The sequence below is a fragment of the Brevefilum fermentans genome, from assembly GCF_900184705.1.
Taxonomy (GTDB): Bacteria; Chloroflexota; Anaerolineae; order Anaerolineales; family Anaerolineaceae; genus Brevifilum; species Brevifilum fermentans.
Genome location: NZ_LT859958.1, coordinates 2,551,568 through 2,574,431, shown reverse-complemented (window position 1 = coordinate 2,574,431; position 22,864 = coordinate 2,551,568). Strand labels below are relative to the sequence as shown.

Genomic DNA, 22,864 nt, shown 5'->3' with positions numbered 1-22,864 from the left:
ACTAATCTTGCTAAAAATATCAGAATCTTTAAGACACTGAAACCTTAAAAAGTCTGATTTATGTGGTCAGTATTAAATGCATCACTTCGCGTAGCAATGGACCCCTTTTGTAGGGAGCCCCAAGAGATCGCCCCCCACTTGTGGGGGTTATGAGGCAGAAAACAGGCTGTATGCCCATAAATCAAGGGAGCATAAAAAATGATGCTTGTAACAAATGCTCATTTGTTCGAAATCGAAACGCGGAAAATGGAATCAAGGGCTTTTATCCGCAATCATCATCCTTGCCGCGCGCCGACCGATCTCGACCGCGAAGTTTGTGCCCCGGTCCCAGGGATAAACCTGGCTCATGCTGGCAAAATATAAGCCCTGTATGGGAGTGCGGATCGCAGGAATATTCTTCGAGTGATTCACCAGGGGCACTGGCTGGGCATACCGGGTGCGCGAGAGCCAGGTGCGCTTGACCCAATCCGGTGAAAAATCCGGGTTGAAGTGGGCTAACTGGGGGATGAACCTGGCTTCCAGTTCGGTTTGCGAAAGCTGAAAGTATTCATGGTCGACCGGAAGGTAGTCGCCGACATAGACGATGTGATCGCCGCCGAAATACGCCGGCGAAAGGTAGTTGGTATGTTCCACCAATGAGAGGAAAGGGAAACCGGAGCTTTTTGGAAGGTTGAACCAGTAATAGCCTTCTTTCGAAAGTTGATGCTTAAGGGAGAGCGTCATCACCACCGCACCCATGCTTTTAAGTGACAGGAGACCTGCCAGGTAATCCCGGGGGAGATCCGGCGCCAGCCGCGCCAGCAACCCTGGCGAAGTTGTGAACAGAACCTGGTCGAAGGTAGAGTTGCTGCCATCTTCCAGCGAAACAGACAGCTGGCCCTCACCACGAGGATTGATGGCGCTCACGGGTGTATTTAAGTGAATCCCCACACCTAAAGCGCGCAGGTGATCCGCCAGGCGATCACAAAAGACTTGAAATCCGCCCGTGAAGGTGCCCAGGCGGGTGGTACGAGCGTGCAGGCGCGCCCAAAACCAGGCCATGTTGACCACGCTGGCATATTCTTCCCCGAACTTGCCGATCATCATGGGTTCCCACATGGTCGTATAGACTTTATCACCAGCCCATTTTCGCATCCAGGCATCGACGGTCGTCTTCTCAAGCGCCTGCCAGTTGTTGGTCAGCCGCAGGTACAGACCGACCAGCCCGAAGCGCACTTTGTTGATCCCCCAACCGAGGCCGGGATAGCGTAGAGCGGCGAGGATCGAATCGAAGGGATAGAACTTCCCCTGGTGATACATCACCGTCACCGGTCGTGGAAACAGCACCTGGTCCATCCAGCCCAGTTCATCGATCAAGCCCAGCATGTGTTGGTCAGATTGGAACCAGTGGTGATAATATCGCTCCACGCTCCAATCCCAGTGCGGTTCTTTAAAGCCTGCTGCCAGCCCGCCGACAGCATCGGCGGCTTCAAACAGTGTCACCCGCTTACCAGCCCTGACCAGGTCGTAAGCGGCAGACAGCCCGCCAATCCCCCCGCCGATGACCGCTATATTGTCCTGCCGTACATGCATCTTTTCAACCTTTCTAATCACTGGAATCCAGGGTTTCGGCCTGGGCTTGCATTTTGCTGATATCAAGAGTCCACGTTAACCCCTCGCGGACAAAATAGAGGGTTCCCAGCAGAGTAATGGGCAGCCAGATAGCAATCCGCAGAACCAGCGTGTAACCCAGAGCGGGCTCAGCAGGGATGCCGTATGCCTCCAGTACGGTTCGACCGGCTGCGTCAAAGGTGCCCAGGCCGCCCGGCGCTGCCGGGATCAATAAAACCATGTTGACCACGCCGTTCAGCAGCAGCAATTGGTTGAAGGTGAGGTGCAGGTTAAGGGCGCGGCTCACCCCCCAATACAGCCCGGTTTCCAGCAACCATACCAGGATGGAGGTCAGCAGGATCATCAGGGCGTTCGCGGGCGAGCGAAGACTCATCAATCCATCAAGGAATTTGTCGATGATGTTGTATAGCGGGTTGCGCCAGCGTTCCGGGATGATTTTGGCGATGATCCCGTGCAACAGGCGCTGGGCAGGCTGGGGGAACATGGCAATCGCCACAAAGAGCGCCAATCCCACCAGGAAAATCACCGCAGACCAGGCTGCCAGTCCGCTGATTTGCGTCAGCGCCATCCCGCCAGGCAGCCGTGCCAACTGACCCAGGTTGAGCAGTACAAACCCGATCACAACCACCGCATCAAAGATTTTTTCAACCACAATGGTCGCCAGGCTGCCCGAAATTGCCACATCAGCACGCCGTTTGAGGACCACCGCACGCAGAACTTCGCCCATCCTCAGTGGGAAGACGTTATTGCCCATGAAACCGATCATCAGGATCTGGAACACATTTCCAATCGATACCTTTTTAAGGGGTTTAAGCAGGACCTGCCAGCGCCAGGCACGCACCAGCATTCCCCCAAAATAAATTGCCAGTCCCGGCGCCAGCCACAGCATTCGAGTTTGCTTCAGGGTGTGCCACAGATCGCTGTAATTGATCTTTCTAAATGCCAGGTATAAAAACACGGCTGAGATGACCAATCCAAGCCACACCAGGCCGCGCTGATAGTTGCGTTTCATAAATAAAATTTTACCATGCAAAGCTGAGCCAGAAGGATGACCCGTATCCTCTGCTACCCGGCTGGTTTACCGGGAGCTCAAAATGGTATACTTTGGCTATGTCACTGATCATCGCTTCTGACCTGGCAAAATCCTTCGGTCCCGATGATATTTTTGAAGGGATTTCGCTTTCCATCCCACACGGGGCACGGATCGCCATCGTAGGAGCCAACGGCGTGGGCAAGACCACTCTTCTGCGCATCCTGGTCGGGGAGGACTTTCCCAGCGCTGGCTCAGTTCAGCATGCCAGAGACCTGGTAATCGGGTACCTGCCGCAGGTCGCCACCCTGAGTAAAGAGGGCACCCTCTGGACGCACTGCCTGGCGGTGTTTGAGGATCTTCTCACCCTGCAAGATGAATTAGAAACCTGTGTGGCAGCCATGGCTGACCCCGAGCTGGCTGAAGACGCTCTGACCCGCTACGGAAACCTGGAACAGGCTTTTGAGCAGCGCGGCGGCTATACCTACGAGGTGCACATCAAGCAGATCCTTTCCGGGCTGGGTTTTGATGAAAGAGATTATCACCGCCCGCTTGGCCAGCTTTCGGGCGGGCAGCGGACGCGGGCGCTGCTGGCTACGATCCTGTTAGAGAACCCAGATGTGATGATCCTGGACGAACCGACCAATCACCTCGACATCCAGTCTGTGGAGTGGCTGGAATCTTTCCTTAAGGATTGGGAAGGCGCCCTGGTGGTGGTATCTCATGACCGCTATTTCCTGGACCAGGTAGCCAACACAATCTGGGAAATGACGCCCAGTTTGGAGATTTACCGCGGCAACTACTCGGCATACCTGGCACAGCGCGAAGAGCGTTATACCCGTCGCCTGGCGGAATACGAAGCGCAGACCGCTTTCATTGAAAAAGAGCAAGAATTCATCCGGCGGAATATCGCCGGGCAAAATACCAGCCAGGCAAAGGGTCGTCGACGCCGCCTGGAGCGTTTGCTGGAGGATGCCCGTTTAGCCCCGCCGCCTAAAGAACCGCGCCGCATGCATATCAACTTAAAAACTCAGGGGCGTTCGGGGAATCTGGTGCTGCGCACGCACAACTTGCAGATCGGTTATCATGATGAGGGTCAGCCCCTGTTTGATTGCCCGGACCTGATTTTACAGCGTCAGGAATGCGCTGCGATCATTGGACCCAACGGGGCAGGGAAAACGACCTTCCTTAAAACCATCCTGGAAAAGACTCCGCCCTACTCTGGCAAGGTTCAGCTCGGCGCCAGCCTGGTGATTGGTTATTTTGCCCAGGCGCACGAAGAATTGGACCCCAACAGAACCCTCATGCAGGAAATCGAAGCGCTGACGCCGAATCTTCTTCCAGCCGAGGTGCGCAATTACCTGGCTCGCTTCCTGTTTACCGGCGACGACGTCTTTCGCAAAGTTGAGACCCTTTCCGGCGGGGAACGCGGTCGGCTGGCACTGGCCAAGCTTTCACTTTCGGATGCGAATCTGCTGCTGCTGGATGAGCCCACCAACCACCTGGATTTGCCCACCCAGGAGGTACTTGAATCGGTGCTGTCAGACTTTTCTGGAACGATCATGCTGGTTTCCCATGACCGCTACCTGATTGACTCGCTGGCTTCGCAGATCTGGGAGGTTGAACCCCAGGGGCAAACCCTGCAGGTGTTTCAGGGTTCTTATACGCAATTTAAGGCGCATAAGCTCAAACTGCAGGAAGCAGGAACGCTTCCAAGCCAGGACGGAGTGCCCAAAGCCAGCTCTGCATCCACAACGGCGGTAGAGGGTCAGGCTCGGGTCAAGCCGCTGTCAAAATTTGCCCGCAAGCAGATCCATGCCCGGATTGCAGAAATTGAGGCACAGCTTCATGCCCTGGAGCACGAGCAATCCCGACTGGCTAAGTCCCTGGAAACACCACCCGCTGACCCGACCGAAGTCCACCTTTTGGGCGAACATTACGTGAATGTTCAACAGCAAGTGGACGCGCTGCTGGGAGAGTGGGCTGAGCTTGAAGAAAAGTTAAATTATTGAATATTTTAGATACACGGAAACGTGTTTGGAAGCGCAATCTCAGCGCAGTGAAAGGTGGGTGGCGACCCCGTGTACTGGAGTTGCATTCCGTTCTAAGCTCTACTCGTTACCTGCCCCTGTTGTCACATTTTTCTTATCCATGTATGATTAAGCAGTGATGACCGAATAAGCTTGGAGATTTCATGACTCGCAGGTTCATCCTGAGCTTTCTTTCAGCTTTGTTAATTCTCTTACTGGCTCCCCTGGTCCCGAGCGCTGAAGCCCAGGCGTCCCTGGTGGCAGTGCGGGTTCCAGTTGCTGGACAGGAACTCTGGGCGCGCTCTGGAATTGCGGACGAGCTGGTGATCGATTACGGCGCCTTCACCTGGGCGCTGGTCTCCCCCGCTGAACTGGTTGCGCTCGAGTCCGACGCTGACGCGTTTCAGGTTTACCCCAATCCCTACGCGCTCACCCTGGGCGGGGAGACCTTTGACCCCCTGCTCTCACCGCCGCGCGTTAGCCCGGAGTTGAGCGTCCTTGCCGACCCAGGTAAACCCCGTCTGCACCTGATGCAATTCTATGGACCGACCAAGAGTCGTTGGCTGTTGGAGCTTGAGGCGTCTGGGCTGGAGATCGTACAGTACATTCACCCCTTTACCTATGTGGTGTGGGGGACGGCGGATGCGCTGGATGCGCAAACCCAACAAGACTTCCTCCGCTGGACAGGTGACTACTTGCCAGCGTATGCATTGTTGCCCATGTACCGCACCCAAACGGATGAACACGTGCGGGTGCGTATTCTGATCCACCCCGCAGCCGGGCTGGAAGAGACTTTGCAGGCAATCGCAGCCCTGGGCGGGACGCAGATAGAGGCACAATCGGGCCTGGACCCGGTTTTTGACCTGGTCACCGTAATCCTGCCCGGGACCCAACTGCCCGCAGTTGCAGCGCTGCCGGGTGTGTACACCCTGCAACCCGTGTCTACCGATGGCGGCGACCGCGGCGAGATGAGCAACCAGGTCAATGCCGGCAATGTCTTCAGCAATAACCGTGCTTATCCTGGCTACCTGTCATGGTTAGGGCGGGTGGGGCTTTCCGGTGCGGGCGTGGTGATGGCCAACGTGGACAGCGGCGTTGACCAGGAGCATCCGGACCTGGTCAGCCGTGTGCTGCCCTGCAGTGGCTTTACCTGTGGGGATGATGCTGCCAGTCATCACGGCACCCACACTGCCGGTATTATGGCCGGGGATGGTTCCTCTGCGGTGATGGACAGCAACGGTTTTCTGCGCGGCTTGGGGATGGCGCCTGGTGCTATGCTGGTGGAACAATTGTATGCGCCCACTTACTACGCTCCGGGCGGCATGTTAACCCTGATGACACAGTCCTATCGTAATGACGCGGTGATCTCCAATAATAGTTGGGGACCTGGAAGCAGGCCTGTGGGCTACGATGCGGACACACGCCTGGTCGATGTCGGTGTGCGCGATGCTGACCCAGAACAGCCGGGCAACCAGCCCCTGACCTACGTGCTTTCGATCATGAATGGAAACGGCGGCACCTCTTCACAAGGAACACCGGATGAAGCCAAGAACGTCTTCAGCGTGGGGTCTACGCAGATGCAGTACTCAACCGGAAGCCAGAACCTGGAGATCAATAACCTGTCGATAAACAGTGCCTACGGGCCAGCCCTGGATGGACGCAACCTGCCCCTGATGGTCGCCCCGGGCTGCTACGTGGATTCGAGCGTGTTAAGCTCCGGATATGGCATGATATGTGGTACCAGTATGTCCGCCCCCCACGTCAGCGGTGCTGCAGCACTGTTTTTTGAGAAGTATCGGGAGCAGTTCGGTTCCGATCCCAGCCCTGCACTGGTTAAAGCTGCATTCCTGCCTGTAGCCTATGACCTGGCAGGACATCTTGACGCAAACGGCAGGGTGCTGGGTCACCCCTTTGACTCCAAACAGGGCTGGGGGCGTCTGAACCTCGCTGCGGTCCTCAACCCCCCGGACGAGGTGCTATATTTTGACCAGGAGTATGTCTTTACGGAAAGCGGGCAGACCTGGACGGTGGAGATTACCCTCAAGAAGCCCGCGGATATTTTACGCGCGATGCTGGCATGGTGCGATGCCCCCGGGCACGGTTTGGGCGGCACGACCCCGGCATGGGTTAATGATCTGGATTTGTCTATCGAGATTGATGGGCAGACCTACTATGGCAACAACTTTGGTGATGATGGCCTTTCCATCCCCGGCGGGACGCCGGATGACAAAAACAACACCGAGGGCATCTTCCTGGGCTCCCTGCCAGCCGGTACCTACACCCTGACAGTCACAGCGGCGAATATCAGCGCTGACGGTGTTCCTAATTTTGGCGGCGACCTGGATCAGGACTTTGCAATGGTGATCTATTTTGGCGAACGGCTGCCGCCTCCGCCTGTATTCAGCTATATCTTCCCCCTCTTTATTAATCGATAGCTGCCCGATATCGCGCAATATCCACGATGTTGACAGGGGTGCCACTTTCCTCAACCGATGGTACGCGGCTAATTTGACCCAGCTCGCCGTCAGACCGAGGTGGCGACCCTCGCTCCTGAAAATCTGGCAGGATGGGTCTACAGGGTCAGCCATTATCCGTGAAGATTAAGACCGATGGACAGCCTTCAGCGTTGAATTTTCCCACACCACGGGTGTCACAATCCCGGTTTCGCCCAGAAGGGGTAATAGCAGCGCCTCCAGGCTGGCGGATTCCCCGCTGGTGAAGAATTGCAACCTGCCTGGCGCTTGTGAAGTGTTGAGCCAGCCATGTTCGTCTAGCAAACGCTGAGTTTGCCGGGCGATGGCTGGTGCGGGATCAATGGTGTGCACATCCGGACCGGTGATGTCCTGGATCAGGGGAATCACAAAAGGGTAGTGCGTGCAGCCCAGCACGATCGTATCAACATTTTCTGCCAGCATGGGTTGCAGCGCTGCTTCCAAAATGGCGCGGGTGGCAGGAGCCTCCAGCTCGCCCCGTTCAATTTGCTCAACCAGGCCGGGACAGGTATTTTGATAGATCTGAATGCCCTGTGCGAAGCGGTTCACCAGGGCATGGTACATCTCACCGGCAAAGGTTGTGGGAGTAGCCAGCACGCCCACTCGCCCGGTTTGACTCTGTGCGGCAGCAGGCTTGACCGCCGGTTCCATACCCACAAAGGGGATTTCAGGGTAACGCGCACGCAGATCATGCAGCGCCACTGCGGAGGCGGTGTTGCAAGCCACTACGATCAGCTTAGCACCGCGATCCAACAAAAACTCCGTGATGCCAAAGGCAAAGTCCCGGATGTCCTCCCTTTGGCGAGGGCCGTAAGGGATATGCGCCTGGTCAGCCGTGTAAAGGATGTGCTCTGCAGGCAGAAATTTCCGCATAGCGCGCAGGATTGACAGCCCTCCGACCCCGGAATCGAAAATGCCGATCGGCTTGTTGGACAGTGTGTTCGTTTGCATGGCGTTTATTGTATCACGGGGGGAAGACAGCAGAATAACGAGAAAAACCCAATCAAACGCGCGGGGTCTCCAAAGCGGGGGTGATGAACACAACGTTTTCGTCCGTCCTCTGTCTCCTTTCAGAGTTCACCGTTCACCGACCTTCTTCCCATCAACGCAGTAATTAAATTGATGTATACTCTAAATACCATGCCGGATTTAAAACATCGCCTGGGCACACAGGACCTCGGTTTTCTTGAGATCGTCGCTGAATTATGGGGCGTGGAACTGACAGTGCGTGACATCCGCCTTGCCCTGTCACCGTTGATCCGTGCCATGCTGGACCCGACCCTGGTGATTGAGATCATCGAATCTCTGCCAGGGAATGCCCGCCGAGCGTTGAATACCCTGGTCGCAGAAGGTGGTTGGCTGCCCTGGGCGCGCTTCAACCAGGAATTTGGTCCCCTGCGCGAGGTTGGACCTGGCAGGCGTGACCGTGAAAAACCATTTCTTGACCCGATCTCCCCGGCTGAAATCCTGTGGTACCGCGCCCTGATCGGGCGCGATTTTCTCCGACGGGGCGGGGAACTTCAGGAATGTGCCTATATTCCCGATGACTTACTCACCCTGATACCGCCCGTTAAGCAGACAAAGTCCGGACCCCCGGGCAGAGCTGCCTCTCCGGGTGAAACCTCGCACATCCTACCGGTCACAGACCGCATCCTGGATCACACCTGTACATTACTGGCTGCCCTGCGCCTGGGCGACCCGCAACGCTCCCCCGCTGTGAAGACCTGGCGCCCTCCGCTGCATGTGGTTCACGCCCTGCTGGGAGCTGTGAAATTAATCACCTCAGAAGAACAACCTGTCGCTGAAGACGCACGTCCCTTCCTCGAAATGCCCCGGGCGGAGGCTCTGAGCTGGCTGGTGCGGGGCTGGCGCACCTCGCACCTGTTTAACGAACTGCGCCTGGTGCCCAGCCTGATCTGTGAAGGCGCCTGGCAAAATGATCCCGTCAGCACCCGCGAGCGCCTGCTTGCCTTGCTCAGCGAGCTACCTGAGGGCATCTGGTGGCACCTGGAATCCTTTGTTCAGGAGGTCTTTAAGCGAGCGCCAGATTTCCAGCGACCAGCAGGAGATTTTGACACCTGGTTGATCCGCGATGCCCACAGCGGCGAGCCTCTGAACGGCATCCAGCATTGGGACCGGGTGGATGGCGCCCTGCTGCGCTACCTGATCACCGGACCGTTACACTGGCTTGGAATGATGGACCTGGCGGCACCTGCTGAAGGGCAGCCGGCAACGGCGTTTCGATTTTCTGCCTGGGCAGAGCAGCTCCTTTTGGGGCTGCCGGTGACCCAATTGGCTGATGAAGATCAGCCCGTGAGCGTCTTTTCAGATGGCAGGCTGGCTGCCAGTGTCCATACCCTTCGCCTGGCACGCTACCAGTTAGCTCGGTTTTGCCTGTGGATCGATGAAAACGAAACAGAATACATCTACCAGATGACCCCGGCCTCCCTGGGAACTGCATCCAAACAGGGGCTAAAAATCACCCACTTGGAAATACTGCTGCACAAGTATGCGGAATCCACGCCGCCCAACCTGGTGACTGCTTTGCGCCAGTGGTATAAAAAGGGCGGTCAGGCACACATTCAGCCTGCAGTGATTTTGCGGGTGGAAGCACCTCGCATCCTCCAGTTGCTGCGCGAGTCTCCTGCTGGGCGTTTTCTGGGCGATTCCCTCGGTCCCACCAGCGTGATCCTCAACCCGGGCACACAAGAAAAGGTGGCGGCAGCCCTGGCACGGTTGGGCTACCTGGCGGATATTGAATATCCCGAAAGCTCGGACCCTGAGGATGGACCCGGTTTATAATCAACCCATGCCAGAACTTCAACCCACACCGCATTCCCCCGACCGTTACCGGCGACCAAAGCGTTCCTTGCCGCTCATCCTGATCGGGTTGGTTTTTGCCCTGTGGACTGTGTTGGGCTGGTTGCGCTTTTTCGGTGCCCTGGCGAGACGGGAGCTGATCGTGAGCCTGGTCGGCCCGGGCATTCATGCCTATTTGCTGCTGGCCGGCCTCGCATGGGGATTGTTGGGGTTGCCCGTTCTGTGGGCGCTGACCTTTCGCTCTCATTGGGCGCCGCTTGCCCTGCAGCCTGCCGCTGCACTCTACCCGGTGCTCTACTGGCTGGAGCGCATTTTGCTCTGGCGGGACCCTGGCGCCCATCGAAACTGGCCTTTGATGCTGCTCTTAACCATTGCCTGGGTCGGGTTGGTGTTTTGGGGGCTGCGCTCAGCACAAAGCAGCGGTTTTTTTAACCGTAAACACGACAATACGGGAGGTGGATGATGTCAGACCAGGAACGCGAAGTTAAATTCTATATCCAAGATTTGGAGGCGATGGCGGAACGCCTGCAAGCAGGCGGCGCCGACCTGGTCCGTCAGCGCACATTTGAGCTCAACCTGCGTTTTGACACCGCCTTCCACGAGCTGCATAAAAGCGGACGCCTCCTGCGCTTGCGTCAGGATGACTGTGCCCGGGTGACGTTTAAAGGAAATGCTCACGTTGAAGGGGGAGTCATTGCCCGCACTGAACTTGAATTTACCGTGGATGATTTCGCCGTGGCGCGCAGGCTGTTTGAAGCGCTGGGTTACCAGGTGGTGGTGTCCTACGAGAAGTACCGGCGCATTTATCGGTTGGGGGATGTGGAGGTCGTGCTGGATGAGCTGCCCCTTGGGAATTATCTCGAAATTGAGGGGCCGACCAACGCTTTGATCGCAGGCGTGGCGCTGCTGTTGGGCTTGGACTGGTCGAGGGGCATTACCACCAATTACCTGGGCTTGTTTGAGATCGCCCGCTCAAAGAGGGGCTTTACCTTCAACGACCTGACCTTTGAAAACTTCCGCGGTTTGACTATTCAGCCGGAGGATATGGGGGTGAGCCCTGCGGATGAGTGATGGACTGAATATAAAAAATCGGGTATTCATCCCCGGTGTTGATCAACTTTATGCTGTGGTGAATCTGCATCAGCTCAGCAAACCTGGGTGAAAGCCGTGCGGTATGCAGGCGGAACCCCACGGGGGTATAATACTAAATTGCGCGTTTGACGTATTTACTGAAACATTTGTGCTATCATAGATTGAATGAGTGAAAATAAGATGATGACAGCTCGTGATAGTTTGCGTGTGGTCGGAGCACGCGAACACAACCTGAAAAACATCACCGTGGAGATCCCCCGCGATAAGCTGGTGGTGATCACCGGACTCTCCGGTTCCGGGAAGAGTTCCCTGGCGTTTGACACGATCTTTGCTGAAGGACAGCGGCGCTATGTCGAATCCCTGTCGGCTTATGCTCGCCAGTTTTTGGGTCAGATGCGCAAACCCGATGTGGAATCCATTGAAGGGCTTTCCCCCGCAGTTTCTATCGATCAAAAATCCACCTCGCACAATCCCCGCTCTACGGTGGGCACGGTGACCGAGATCTACGATTACCTGCGCCTTTTATATGCTCGCGTGGGTATTCCCCACTGCCCGATCTGCGGACGGGTGGTGCAGAAACAATCCGCTCAGGAGATTGTCGAGGCGATCGAAGCCTTGCCCGAGGGTAGCCGCCTGCAGATTCTGGCGCCCCTGGTGCGCGAGCGCAAGGGCACTTACCAGGCTGTCTTTGATGAGATCCGTAAGGCTGGCTTCGTACGCGCCCGTGTCGATGGCGAAATCCGTTCCCTGGATGATGAAATCAACCTCGAACGCTATAAAAAACATACCATCGAAGCTGTGGTAGACCGGGTGATCCTGCATGCTCACGAGGATCCTGAAGACGCCAAAGCATCCCGCTCGCGCCTGACCGATTCTGTTGAGACAGCCCTCAAATTCGGCGATGGTTACGTCACTGTGCAAATCCTCTCAGAAGGGATGGAACAGGATATCCAGTATTCAGAGCACCTGGCTTGCCCGGAGCACGGCAGTGTAATCACCGAGATCGAACCGCGCACCTTTTCCTTTAACACCCCCCATGGCGCCTGCCCAACCTGCCAGGGACTTGGCAGTCGTCAGGAAATCGACCCTGATCTGCTGATCCCCGACCGCTCTGTGGCGTTGATTGATGGAGCCATTGCGGATGATTCCTGGCATGGTCCCAAAGAAAACGGCGGTTATTACTGGCAGATGCTGGAAGCCGTTGCAAATCATTATCGCATCGACCTGGAAGCGCCGGTGTCCACCATCCCCGATGAAAAGCTGAACATCCTTTTCTATGGTTCCGGCGGTAAAGAGCTGACCGTGTCCTTTACCGGGCGCAACGGTCGCCAGAGTACCTTCAAAGCATCCTTTGAGGGTGTGATCAACAATATTGAACGCCGCTACCGCGAGACAAATTCCGAATATGTGCGCAGCAGGATTGGCGAATTCATGAGTGGCAAACCCTGCCCAACCTGCCAGGGTAACCGTTTACGACCAGAAGTACTGGCAGTGACCATTGACGGGTTTAATATCGTGGAAGTTACCGCATGGCCGGTAAAACACAGCCTGGAATGGATCCGGAACCTGGCAAGTGACAATTCTCCCCTGAGTGCGCGCGAACGCTTGATTGCCGACCGCATTCTTAAAGAGATTGAAAGCCGGCTGGGCTTCTTGGTTAACGTCGGGCTGGACTACCTGACTCTGCAGCGCTCAGCCGGTTCCCTGTCGGGTGGGGAGGCACAGCGCATCCGGCTGGCCACCCAGGTGGGTTCGCGGCTGATGGGCGTTCTATATGTGCTGGATGAGCCCTCCATCGGTCTGCACCCGCGTGACAACGACCGCCTGCTGACCACACTGGAAGGGATGCGCGATCTGGGCAATACCGTCCTGGTGGTCGAACACGATGACGAAACCATCCGCAGGGCAGACTGGATCGTCGACCTGGGTCCTGGTGCTGGCGACATGGGCGGCGAGGTTGTTGCTGAAGGTCCCCCGGATACGATCATCAACCATCCCGAATCGATCACGGGCGCCTACCTCTCCGGCAGGATGTACGTCCCCGTTCCTGACAAGCGCCGTACCGGCAACGGTGCACACCTGCGTCTGCATGGTGCCCGGGTGAATAATCTGAAAAATGTCACCCTTGATTTACCTCTGGGCAAGTTTATCTGTGTGACCGGCGTTTCCGGATCGGGAAAATCTTCGTTGTTGATCGACACCCTCTATCGCAGCCTGGTCCGTCAACTCCATGGCGCCCATACGACACCCGGTGAATATGATTTTATCGAAGGGCTTGAGCACGTTGACAAGGTCATCAATATCGACCAATCGCCAATCGGTCGCACACCGCGCTCTAACCCCGGTACCTACACCGGTTTGTTCGATGCCATTCGCGATCTGTTCGCCGAATTGCCCGAAAGCAAAATGCGCGGCTATAAAAAGGGACGTTTCAGCTTTAATGTCAAGGGGGGACGCTGCGAAGCCTGTGCCGGTCAGGGACAGTTGAAGATCGAAATGCAATTTTTGCCCGACATTTACGTGCCCTGTGATGTGTGTCACGGCTCGCGTTACAACCGTGAGACGCTGCAAATCCTGTTCAAAGGAAAGAGCATCGCCGATGTACTGGATATGACCATCGATGCCGCTATCGAATTTTTCCAAGCCTTCCCCAAGATTATCCGTCGATTGGAGACCTTGCAGGATGTGGGGCTGGGTTATATCCGGCTGGGTCAATCGGGTACCACGCTCTCAGGAGGAGAGGCACAACGTGTCAAGCTTTCCAAGGAGCTCTCACGCCGGTCCACCGGCAGCACCCTGTATGTTCTGGATGAGCCATCGGTGGGCCTGCACGCGGCCGATGTGCACCGATTAATCGATGTTTTGCAGCGCCTGGTGGACGAAGGTAATACCGTGGTGATCATTGAGCATAACCTGGATATCATCAAGGTGTCGGACTGGATCATCGATCTGGGTCCCGAAGGTGGTGATGCTGGCGGCGAGATCATTGCCGTGGGCGAACCTGAAGAAATCTGTGAAATGGAGCATTCCTACACCGGTCAGTTTATGAAGCGCATCCTTGAATGCAGAAGGTCAAACCTGCCTGCATGAACCATGCCTTTTGACATGCTGTTGTTGGTCACGCCGCTTTGACAAACAAACTTTCCAAAACGTGTTGACTCGACCAAAATTTGATAATCGGATAAAATGGAATTAGAATTTTTGATGGATTCGGGGCTTTCCGGCATATTTTCCGGATTGATATAGAAAAAGAGGAAATCTTATGAGCAAAAAAGATGCGAAAAACGTGATTTCATCTTATCGGAAAAAACAGAAGATGGGACCTTACATCCTTGGTGGACTGGCAATTCTTCTGGTGGTCGTCGGTATTGTTCTGCTGGTGGTCTACCTAATCGGCGGTGGGTCTGGATTAAAGCCCTCGTTTTTGAACTCACCCACGCCAACGTCTACAGAGACGCCAACGCCAACGCCCGTCACTCCCACGGCGACCTTCACCCTAACACCGACGATCACCAATACCCCCACGCCGACATTGACCAATACTCCTTCGGGTCCTATTGAATACGAGGTACAGGAATTAGATAACTGTACAACCATCGCTGAAAACTTTGAAGTGGACGTTGAAGTTCTGTTGGTGTTGAACAACCTGGACAGCCGTTGTTTGATCTACCCTGGGCAAACCATCCTGATCCCGGCACCTGGTCAGCAATTGCCCACACCCACGCCCCTCCCGGATGACACCCCTCCCGGCACGTTGATTGAGTATCGTGTACGCCCTGGCGACAGTCTGTTTGTTTTAGCCACGCAGTTTCATAGCGAAGTTAGTCGTATCATGCAAGAAACCAATCGCTATCGGCGGGAACATGATCTCAAACAAATGGAAGAAGAGACTGACATTTTCGTCGGCGACATTCTGATTATCCCGGTCAATATTGTGCCAACGCCAATTCCAACCGCGACAGCAACGGAAACGCCGACCCCCTGATTCAAGGCCCGATTTAAAAACAACACCGCAGCGGCTTGAGCTTTTGACGTTTTAAAAAAAAGCCAGGCCGCTGCGCTTGCTTCACTTCGATCGTAATCACGGGGTGTGGATTACGCGCCCCAATCCCCGTTCAGTGTTTCGCGTAGATATAAAATCAAAGTCGAAAGCGCCCGATCCACCTCAGCCAGTTCGCCCAGGTCAAAATCCTTTTGTAGCGAGGGCAAAGCGTTCTGCCAGGACTCAAGGGAAACCAGCAACTTGTGAGCCTCTTCACTTAACGCCTTCGGCACAGGGACACGCGTTTCTACGACCTTTTCAGGCAGCGGCTGGACCGTGTCCAGGTCGTGGGCTTTTAGCGCATCCTTTACAAAATCTGCTGTTTCCGGGTCCTCAGCCAGACTTAACAATGCCTTTTTACCTTCCGGGGTCAGGAAATCAATCTCAGCAAGGCATTGCGCAACCGCTCGCCTCACATATAGGTTAAGATCTTCCGAAAGGTCAACCAGATCCGCCAGCGCGTCTTGCTCTAAAAGGCGGGTGAGCGCAATCACTGCCTGGGGGCGAACAAAGGGGTTGGGGTCGCTGAAGGCAATCTCGCGCACATCATCAATTGAGACCTTATCACCCCATTTTGAAACCGCAGCCAGCGCTGTTTCGCGTACAGTGATGGCTTTGTCTTTAAGCAACGGTCGAATCAGCGGCAAGGCTGCAGTGTAATCTGCCTTGATCATCATTTCAATCAGGTTGCGACGCAAGCTGTAGCTGGGATCATTCAACAAGGGTGAAAGGATCGCTGCAGCCTCATCGGCATTCATATCTACCAGAGCCTCCACCGCTGCACTTCGCAACCCTACTTCGTGCTCAGCTATTCCAACCAGGGTGGGGATCGCTTCCCTGGCGTTTAACCGGGTCAGGGCTTCAATGTAAAGCTTGGGAAGTTTGAGATCATGCTTGCCATTGGTTTGCATCAAATCCTGCAATGCTTGCAAGATTAAACCGCTGCAAAAATCCAGTTGTAGCCACCCGCATACCCTGACCGCAGCCAGATGGACCAGGTACTCATCTGATTGTAAGAACGCCAGCAATCGGTTTTCAATCCGCTGGGGGTCGATACGCGCCATCGCCAGGATGGCTGCTTGCACCACAATCGGCTCTGCATCGTCCAAACATGCCTCGATCTGGTCGATTGCCTGGGCGGCTCCCAGTAGCCCCAGGGAATTGACCGCTGCCGCACAGACATAATGATTCGGGTCGTCAATTGCGGTCAATAAATGTGAAATCACCTCCGGCGCTGGCAATTCCACTGAGCGTCCAAGGGCTTCCGCTGCTGCAGAACGAACAAATCCATTGGGGTCCTGTAATAATTTCATCAGGATATCAGGCCTGGACTTCAATTCCCCCAGGCGCTTGGCAGCAAATGACCGGTCGCGGGGATTCCGGGACTGGATCAGTGCTAAACAGCGTTCAACTTCTTCTGATTTATCATTATTTCTTTTTATGTGGTCGTCCATTATTCCTTAAGTCTACCCCATTCAGGATTGATCCGCTTTTCTCACTGAATGGGTCGTTTAGAGGGTATACCGGTACGGCGTGGATATTCATCGGGCGTTTGGGCAACTTTATCCACGATCACAATAAAGCGCTCCTCCACAACCCCTGGCAACTCGATATGAACCAGTTTATGCAACTTTCCCCCCAGCAGGTGGATCGCCCGGCTGGCACTGTGAGTTTCCACCGGGGCAGTTTCCCCTTTCATTGCCAGCACCTTGCCGTTTCGGTGAACCAGGGGTAGCAGGTACTCCATCAGAATGGGCATGCGGGCTACCGCACGCGCCACAGCCAGTTCATAGGTCTGGCGATGGTCCGGGTCCTGACCGACCACCTCAGCGCGTTCAGACAAAATCGTCACCTGTTCCAATCCGAGGCGCTGGACAATGTGGCGACAAAACTCCGCCTTCTTTCCCACCGATTCAACCAGCGTAACCCGGGTTTTGGGCCACAGCACCTTCAGGACCAGACCGGGAAAGCCAGCGCCGGTGCCCACGTCAATCAGCCGTTCAGGTGGTACGCGCTTGCCCCAGGCTTTCTGAACCGTCATCGAGTCGAGAAAATGTTTAACCCGCACGCCTTCAGGATCGTTAACCGCAGTGAGATTAACTTTCTGATTCCATTCTAAAAGCTCATTTTCGTAGATTTTCAGCAGGGCGATTTTTTCGTTTGAAAGCTCAAATCCTAACACGGACCTGACCTGGTCAATAAGCTTTTGCATGCAAAGTCGTTTCCTATCCTGAGCAACCGCAGTGTTTTAGCGATTTTTGCCAGACAATTAAGATCATCGTCGGGCAAGGAATGATCCAATCGAACAAGCTAATTTTAACCACAACGCGCCGTTAATACCAAGTTTCTACCCTTCCCCCTGGGTACTTCATTAAGGAGTTGTCTTGCGCTCTATCCCAAAAATCTGTGAAACGAGCGTGCCGATTAATATCAAACCAGCGCCGAGCAGAGTGCGTGCTGCCATCGCTTCATGGAGGAACAGCCAACCGCCCAGGGCGGCAAAAGCGCCCTCCAGGCTGAGGATGATGACCGCATGGGTTGGGTTGGCAGTTCGCTGCGCGATGACCTGCAGTGTATAAGCCAGACCAACGGATAAAAATGACCCATACAGAAGCGTCCATAAGCCGTCGCGAATTTCGCTAATGGTAATCGGCTCAAAAAACAATGCGGCAGCCAGGCTCAGGAACCCGCAAACAGCAAACTGCATGCAAGCCAGCCGCACCGGTCCCACAGGGTCGGCATATTTGGCAATCAGGTGCACATGCACTGCCCAAATAAAAGCTCCCGCGAGGAGAACCAGGTCATAGGGTGAGATCGTCCAGCCACCTTCGAATGACAGCAGATACAACCCGAACACAGCCAGCAGCGCGCCGGTCCAATGGGCGATATGTGTGCGCTGCCCCCAGAATAAAGCCAGCAAGGGCACCAGGATCACATACAATCCGGTAATAAAGCCGCCCTTGCCAGCAGTTGAACCCATTAACCCGACCTGTTGCAGTGATGAAGCGATAAACAAAACGGCGCCCGTCAATCCAATCGGCACAGCGTAGGTCTTCAGGCTGAATCCTGCTGTAGCTGGATTCTTCCTACGTTGCCAGATCAGAATCGGCACCAGGGAAAGCGCGCCCAGGCTGAAGCGGATCCCGTTAAAAGTAAACGGCCCCATGTGGGACATGCCAACGCGTTGAGCAACGAAGGCAAAGCCCCAAATAGCAGCCGTTAAAAGTAATAAGAGGTCGACCGTCAAGAGGCGCTCAGTTCTTCCTGTCTGAATGATTACGAATGTGCCAAATCACCTTGCCGTGCACCCGTTTTCGTGGAACCGCTCCGAAATTGCGGCTATCCGTACTGGCAATCTGCGTGCCGCGCACTTCAAAGGACTGACCATTCCCCAGCACGCGGTGAACGCGCTTGATCAGCGTGCCATAGCCGGGCTGCTGAAAGACGATCACATCGCCAGTTTTGATCTTTCTGGCAGGGAAAGGAAAGCCAGCCGCCAGGACATAATCGCCCTCGCGAAAATCAGGCCACAGGCTCGAACCGCGCACCTTTAGCAGACGGACCATATGGATTAAAGGAGCGGAACAACGATTTCATCGGTGACCGGGAAGGGAGCCGCCACCCGCTTTGTTTCCTTGCCTTTGATTTGCCAGAAAATTTCTGCAAACTCATTAACCGCTTCCAGCAGCGCCACACCTGTCTCACGGTTAACGGTTTGGCGGGCTTTGGAGCCAAGCTCCAGGATTTTGTGCACCAGGCCGGGCAGTTGTGGGTAGGATTCGATGTGCTGATCTTTGATGAAATCACCCCAGATAACCCGGATCTCGTGCTTGGTTAATTCTGCGTGTTCTTCTTTAACCGCCACATAGCGTGCCATGCTGTTGAGATATTCTGCATCGATAGCGTCGCCATGGGCTTCTACCAGGTTGTTGATCAGGTCAATCATGCGAATTACGGTCAACGCACCGATCAATGCAAGGTGCGGATCATAAATGCCGCAGGGTATATCGCAATGGGCGTCTACAACCTCAACAGGGTTGTGCTGGTCAATTTTTTGGACGATTTTGTGTAACATGTTTACCTCCAGTTTAATATTGAAAATGGTTTACGAGCACTTGTCGAGATCATTATATTTTTTATAACATGGTTCTGCAAATTAATGGGAAAACCGCGCAGGTTTATCGCGGAATACCGGTTAATTCAACAGAAATTGATGCAATCCAAGCTTTGCCCAAGCAATCCAGACCGTTTCAATCCCGGGCATGGTCCCGATAAGCGCTGATCACAGCCATCAATGCTGCCATGTCATCCAGCCTTGCCGCAAATTTTGAAAGGGCCAGGCGAGGCAACGAGCGGGCTTCTCCACCACCATGACGCAGGACAGCATCCCGCAAGGGTTCCAGCAGAGTCTCACCCAGCAGATCTGCCGGATGACCGAAGACGATCAACTCCGGGTCAAGGGTAAGAACCAGCCACAGCAAGGCTTTTCCCAGGTGCTCGGCAGATTCAACGATCACCTGCTGTGCTTCTTCCTGCCCAGCGTTAGCAGCGCTGACGAATTCATAGGGTTTTGGCGGTACAGGCCACAGCCCGGGATAGCGCATGTGGGCTAATTCTGCCATGCCCAATCCGCTGGCAAACCCGGTCAGAGAACCTGGATAACCCAGCCCAGCCGGCCCGGCTGGAGCCATGCGCATGGATCCAATCTCTCCAGCAGCATCATTTGCACCGTGATAGATTTTCCCATCCTTGATAATGCCGGCGGAAACCACCGGTTCCAGGTCCAGGAAGATTTGATCTGTAACGCCAACCCCGGCGCCAAAAACCATTTCTGCCAATGCACCGGCATTGCTGTGCTGTTCGATCATCACCGGCAGGTTGTAGCGAACGCCCAGGCGACCTTTGAGCGGTACATCATCCCATTTGGGCAAATCGGGTGCAGACATGACAATACCCCGACTGAAATCTACTGAACCACTGACCGCCACCGAAATCATCTCGGGGCTGCTTAATCCCTGGGCTCGGCAGACTTTGAGCAGCGCATCCACCAGAGCACAAATGGCATCGAATGCCTCCGGAAAGGCGTGTCCGGAGATCGCTTCCATTTGATTTCGCTCGTAGATCAACCCGGTCACATCTCCAAAAACGGCGCTGGTTTTCTGCCCGCTAATGTTTATTCCCAGGATTTTAGCGGTTGGGCTCAGATCATTAAGGATCTCAAGTGGTCGTGATGTCATGCTATTAGCTGCCAACTCCTCATCATTCGCTCGTTGTAATGATTATACGATATCCTGAAGCAGATACACCCGGGATAATTGAGCCTGGTACACCATCCACTACCGCCACTCGATATTAATTGCCGGGGATTGACATTCGTCCATTAACTTAATCCATCAAAAACGGCGATTTCTTTGACTTTTGTTCACGATTGTCTTAAAATGGAAGATTGCATGTCATTATCTAAATTGCATCATATTTTAAGGAATTAGGAAGGCCTCTTAGATGAAAGAATATAAAACCGAGTCAATCCGTAACATCGTCCTGGCCGCTCACAGCAGCGCAGGTAAGACCATGCTGGTTGAAGCCCTGGTGAATTACACCGGTGGAAGCACGCGTATGGGCCAGGTTGAAGATGGTTCAACAATCTCTGACTTTGACGAAGAAGAAATCCGGCGCGGAATTTCGCTCTTTACCTCAGTCGTTCCAGTAGAGTACAACAACGTCAAACTCAATTTACTCGACACCCCGGGCTATACCGATTTCATCGGAGAGGTCATCTCTGCCATGCGTGTGTCTGATGGTGCGCTGATCCTGGTTGATTCTGTGGCTGGTCTCGAGGTGGGAACCGAGATGGCGCTGCAGTACAGTGAAGAGTTCAATATCCCCAGAATGATCCTGATTAACAAGATGGAACGGGACAATGCCAACTTTGAAAAGGTGCTCAAGTCGGTTCAGGAGCATGTTGAAACGCGCCTGATCCCTCTGCAGTTGCCCTGGGGTGAAAAAGCGAATTTCAACGGTGTGATCGACCTGCTCTCCATGAAGGCGCTTAAAGGCGATGGGAATGAAGCCGTAGCAATCCCGGCAGAATTCCAGGAGAAAGCTGAAGAGGGTCACCTGGCGCTGGTTGAGGCTGCTGCCGAAGGTGAAGATGACCTGATGGAAAAATACTTCGAAAATGGTGATCTAACCGACCAGGAGATCATGCGAGGTTTGCGCAGCGTCATCTGGGCGGGTAAATTCATCCCCGTGCTGGTTGGTTCAGGCGCTCATAAAACAGGCATCGCACCCTTGCTAAACGCATTGATTAATCTGATGCCTTCCCCGGCAGACGCAACGCCTGCCATTGCGAAAAACGCCAAGGGCGAGGAGGTCACCCTCGAACCTGTGGATGACGGTCCGCTGGCAGCTTATGTGTGGAAAACCACGGCTGATCCTTTTGTTGGTAAACAAACCTTTTTCAGGATTTATTCCGGGAAGATGGTTGCCGATGATCGCGTGTGGAACAGCAACAAGGGAGAAGAAGAGCGCCTGGCTGGTATGCAAGTTCCCTTTGGCAAAGATGGGAAACCAATCAATGTTTTGCACAGCGGTGATATCGGTCTGGTCGCCAAGTTGAGCGCCACCACGACTGGTGACACACTGTGCAAAAAGGCAAACACCCTGACCTTGCCCACAGCCAACTATCCAAATGCGCTCTACCAGGTAGCGGTTTTCCCCAAAACCCAGTCGGACGCGGCTAAGTTGAGTATCACCCTGTCTCGCCTATGCGAAGAAGATATGACCCTCTCGTGGCACAATGAACCCGCCACCCGCCAGACCATCCTGCAGGGCATGGGCGACCAGCACATCGATGTGACTATTCGTCGTGCTGAAGGCAAATTCCAGCTTGGGCTTGATATCCAGGAGCCAAAGGTACCCTACGAAGAGCGCATCACCCGCGAGAACGCTGCAGTTTACCGCCATAAAAAGCAAACCGGCGGAGCCGGTCAGTTTGGCGAGGTGCACCTGCGGGTCAGCCCGCTCCCTGAAGACGATTTTGAGTTTGTCAACGATGTCTTTGGTGGTTCAATCTCAAGCAACTTCATGCCCTCGATTGAAAAAGGTATTCGCAATGTGATGAAGGAAGGCGTAATCGCCGGTTACCCGGTGCACAATGTCAAGGTCTCGGTGTATGATGGGAAAGAGCACCCGGTGGATTCCAAGCCGATCGCCTTTGAAATTGCGGGGCGAGAAGCCTTTAAGCTGGCTTTCAAGGACGCGGGTGCAGTTCTATATGAACCCATCATGCGCGTTGAGGTGATCGTCCCCGAAGCGAACATGGGCGACGTGCTGGGGGATATGAACTCCCGCAGGGCGCGCGTGCAGGGAATGGACACACAAAAAGGTCGCTCGATTGTCAAAGCCCTTGTGCCCCTGGCAGAGATGCTGCGATACACGACCACCTTGCGCTCGATGTCCGGCGGTCGCGGTTACTTCAGCATGGAATTTGACCATTATGAAATGGTGCCTCAGCACCTGACCCAGGACATTATCGACGCCAAACGCCGCGAAGACCAGGAAAAAGAAGATTAATGATCTTCACGCAACAGGAGTACATCAGAGAGGCTGTCATAAAAGGCAGCCTCTTTGTTGATTAAATTGAGGAAAACCTGCTATTGAGTGAGAAGATAAGAAAACAGGCTGCCTCATTACCTTTGTGACAGACCCGCGGCAGCCGGTTCGGTTTGGCGGGTCGTTGTCGCCT

The 22,864-nt window shown here is 54.6% G+C and carries 17 protein-coding genes; 8 read left to right on the top strand and 9 right to left on the bottom strand.

Annotation, left to right across the window (positions count from 1 at the left end; genetic code table 11):
• Positions 1-252: 252 nt before the first annotated feature.
• Together CFX1CAM_RS11265 and CFX1CAM_RS11260 are read right to left on the bottom strand one after the other, a co-directional pair.
• Positions 253-1,572: an NAD(P)/FAD-dependent oxidoreductase gene (locus tag CFX1CAM_RS11265; protein ID WP_087863196.1), complete on the bottom strand. Its 1,320-nt coding sequence runs from the start codon at positions 1,570-1,572 to the stop codon at positions 253-255.
• 13 nt (positions 1,573-1,585) lie between these two features.
• Complete coding sequence (locus tag CFX1CAM_RS11260) at positions 1,586-2,623, bottom strand: lysylphosphatidylglycerol synthase transmembrane domain-containing protein (RefSeq protein WP_087863195.1); 1,038 nt, start codon at positions 2,621-2,623, stop codon at positions 1,586-1,588.
• A gap of 98 nt (positions 2,624-2,721) precedes the next feature.
• On the opposite strand from CFX1CAM_RS11260, the gene CFX1CAM_RS11255 reads away from it, so the two are divergent.
• Together CFX1CAM_RS11255 and CFX1CAM_RS11250 are read left to right on the top strand one after the other, a co-directional pair.
• A complete protein-coding gene (locus CFX1CAM_RS11255) occupies positions 2,722-4,653 on the top strand; it encodes an ABC-F family ATP-binding cassette domain-containing protein (protein WP_087863194.1) in 1,932 nt (643 codons plus the stop codon).
• A 182-nt stretch (positions 4,654-4,835) separates the two neighbouring features.
• Positions 4,836-7,106: a S8 family serine peptidase gene (locus tag CFX1CAM_RS11250; RefSeq protein ID WP_087863193.1), complete on the top strand. Its 2,271-nt coding sequence runs from the start codon at positions 4,836-4,838 to the stop codon at positions 7,104-7,106.
• Between the two features lie 165 nt (positions 7,107-7,271).
• Here CFX1CAM_RS11250 and murI read toward each other — a convergent pair whose 3' ends face one another.
• On the bottom strand, positions 7,272-8,114 hold the full coding sequence (gene murI, locus CFX1CAM_RS11245; RefSeq protein ID WP_087863288.1) for a glutamate racemase: 843 nt from the start codon (positions 8,112-8,114) through the stop codon (positions 7,272-7,274).
• 171 nt (positions 8,115-8,285) lie between these two features.
• On the opposite strand from murI, the gene CFX1CAM_RS11240 reads away from it, so the two are divergent.
• From CFX1CAM_RS11240 to CFX1CAM_RS11220, 5 genes are all read left to right on the top strand, one after another.
• Positions 8,286-9,965 (top strand): hypothetical protein, encoded by a 1,680-nt coding sequence (locus CFX1CAM_RS11240; protein ID WP_157891879.1) that lies wholly within the window; start codon positions 8,286-8,288, stop codon positions 9,963-9,965.
• Positions 9,949-10,446 carry a hypothetical protein gene (locus CFX1CAM_RS11235; protein WP_087863191.1) on the top strand — a complete coding sequence of 166 codons (498 nt, stop codon included), beginning with the start codon at positions 9,949-9,951 and terminating at the stop codon, positions 10,444-10,446. Before CFX1CAM_RS11240 ends, CFX1CAM_RS11235 begins: the two co-directional genes overlap by 17 nt.
• The gene (cyaB, locus tag CFX1CAM_RS11230) at positions 10,446-11,054 is read left to right on the top strand and encodes a class IV adenylate cyclase (RefSeq protein ID WP_157891878.1); all 609 of its coding nucleotides are present in this window, start codon (positions 10,446-10,448) and stop codon (positions 11,052-11,054) included. The genes CFX1CAM_RS11235 and cyaB overlap by 1 nt, the downstream gene beginning before the upstream one ends.
• A gap of 201 nt (positions 11,055-11,255) precedes the next feature.
• Positions 11,256-14,165 carry an excinuclease ABC subunit UvrA gene (uvrA, locus tag CFX1CAM_RS11225; protein WP_231940990.1) on the top strand — a complete coding sequence of 970 codons (2,910 nt, stop codon included), beginning with the start codon at positions 11,256-11,258 and terminating at the stop codon, positions 14,163-14,165.
• A gap of 172 nt (positions 14,166-14,337) precedes the next feature.
• Complete coding sequence (locus CFX1CAM_RS11220) at positions 14,338-15,060, top strand: LysM peptidoglycan-binding domain-containing protein (RefSeq protein ID WP_087863189.1); 723 nt, start codon at positions 14,338-14,340, stop codon at positions 15,058-15,060.
• A gap of 110 nt (positions 15,061-15,170) precedes the next feature.
• Here CFX1CAM_RS11220 and CFX1CAM_RS11215 read toward each other — a convergent pair whose 3' ends face one another.
• From CFX1CAM_RS11215 to CFX1CAM_RS11190, 6 genes are all read right to left on the bottom strand, one after another.
• Positions 15,171-16,571, bottom strand: coding sequence for a HEAT repeat domain-containing protein (locus CFX1CAM_RS11215; protein WP_087863188.1), 1,401 nt, complete (start codon positions 16,569-16,571; stop codon positions 15,171-15,173).
• Positions 16,572-16,612: 41 nt separating this feature from the next.
• Entirely contained in the window at positions 16,613-17,329 is a 717-nt protein-coding gene (rsmG, locus tag CFX1CAM_RS11210; RefSeq protein ID WP_087863187.1) for a 16S rRNA (guanine(527)-N(7))-methyltransferase RsmG, read from the bottom strand.
• Positions 17,330-17,488: 159 nt separating this feature from the next.
• Positions 17,489-18,364: a DMT family transporter gene (locus CFX1CAM_RS11205; protein ID WP_087863186.1), complete on the bottom strand. Its 876-nt coding sequence runs from the start codon at positions 18,362-18,364 to the stop codon at positions 17,489-17,491.
• A 7-nt stretch (positions 18,365-18,371) separates the two neighbouring features.
• Positions 18,372-18,683, bottom strand: coding sequence for a S26 family signal peptidase (locus CFX1CAM_RS11200; RefSeq protein WP_087863185.1), 312 nt, complete (start codon positions 18,681-18,683; stop codon positions 18,372-18,374).
• A 5-nt stretch (positions 18,684-18,688) separates the two neighbouring features.
• Entirely contained in the window at positions 18,689-19,192 is a 504-nt protein-coding gene (sodN, locus tag CFX1CAM_RS11195) for a superoxide dismutase, Ni (RefSeq protein ID WP_087863184.1), read from the bottom strand.
• 175 nt (positions 19,193-19,367) lie between these two features.
• The gene (locus tag CFX1CAM_RS11190) at positions 19,368-20,354 is read right to left on the bottom strand and encodes an ROK family protein (protein ID WP_087863183.1); all 987 of its coding nucleotides are present in this window, start codon (positions 20,352-20,354) and stop codon (positions 19,368-19,370) included.
• Between the two features lie 265 nt (positions 20,355-20,619).
• Here CFX1CAM_RS11190 and fusA point away from each other — a divergent pair, with 265 nt between their 5' ends.
• A complete protein-coding gene (gene fusA / locus CFX1CAM_RS11185) occupies positions 20,620-22,692 on the top strand; it encodes an elongation factor G (protein ID WP_087863182.1) in 2,073 nt (690 codons plus the stop codon).
• The last annotated feature ends 172 nt before the right edge of the window (positions 22,693-22,864 follow it).

Bases quoted from the DNA above. Each gene is read 5' to 3' on its own strand.
- CFX1CAM_RS11200 (WP_087863185.1), bottom strand. From the start codon at position 18,683: ATGGTCCGTCTGCTAAAGGTGCGCGGTTCGAGCCTGTGGCCTGATTTT.
- CFX1CAM_RS11255 (WP_087863194.1), top strand. From the start codon at position 2,722: ATGTCACTGATCATCGCTTCTGACCTGGCAAAATCCTTCGGTCCCGAT.
- CFX1CAM_RS11260 (WP_087863195.1), bottom strand. From the start codon at position 2,623: ATGAAACGCAACTATCAGCGCGGCCTGGTGTGGCTTGGATTGGTCATC.
- CFX1CAM_RS11235 (WP_087863191.1), top strand. From the start codon at position 9,949: ATGGACCCGGTTTATAATCAACCCATGCCAGAACTTCAACCCACACCG.
- CFX1CAM_RS11240 (WP_157891879.1), top strand. From the start codon at position 8,286: ATGTATACTCTAAATACCATGCCGGATTTAAAACATCGCCTGGGCACA.
- CFX1CAM_RS11215 (WP_087863188.1), bottom strand. From the start codon at position 16,571: ATGGACGACCACATAAAAAGAAATAATGATAAATCAGAAGAAGTTGAA.
- rsmG (WP_087863187.1), bottom strand. From the start codon at position 17,329: ATGCAAAAGCTTATTGACCAGGTCAGGTCCGTGTTAGGATTTGAGCTT.
- uvrA (WP_231940990.1), top strand. From the start codon at position 11,256: ATGATGACAGCTCGTGATAGTTTGCGTGTGGTCGGAGCACGCGAACAC.
- sodN (WP_087863184.1), bottom strand. From the start codon at position 19,192: ATGTTACACAAAATCGTCCAAAAAATTGACCAGCACAACCCTGTTGAG.
- CFX1CAM_RS11190 (WP_087863183.1), bottom strand. From the start codon at position 20,354: ATGACATCACGACCACTTGAGATCCTTAATGATCTGAGCCCAACCGCT.
- murI (WP_087863288.1), bottom strand. From the start codon at position 8,114: ATGCAAACGAACACACTGTCCAACAAGCCGATCGGCATTTTCGATTCC.
- cyaB (WP_157891878.1), top strand. From the start codon at position 10,446: ATGTCAGACCAGGAACGCGAAGTTAAATTCTATATCCAAGATTTGGAG.
- CFX1CAM_RS11220 (WP_087863189.1), top strand. From the start codon at position 14,338: ATGAGCAAAAAAGATGCGAAAAACGTGATTTCATCTTATCGGAAAAAA.
- fusA (WP_087863182.1), top strand. From the start codon at position 20,620: ATGAAAGAATATAAAACCGAGTCAATCCGTAACATCGTCCTGGCCGCT.
- CFX1CAM_RS11265 (WP_087863196.1), bottom strand. From the start codon at position 1,572: ATGCATGTACGGCAGGACAATATAGCGGTCATCGGCGGGGGGATTGGC.
- CFX1CAM_RS11250 (WP_087863193.1), top strand. From the start codon at position 4,836: ATGACTCGCAGGTTCATCCTGAGCTTTCTTTCAGCTTTGTTAATTCTC.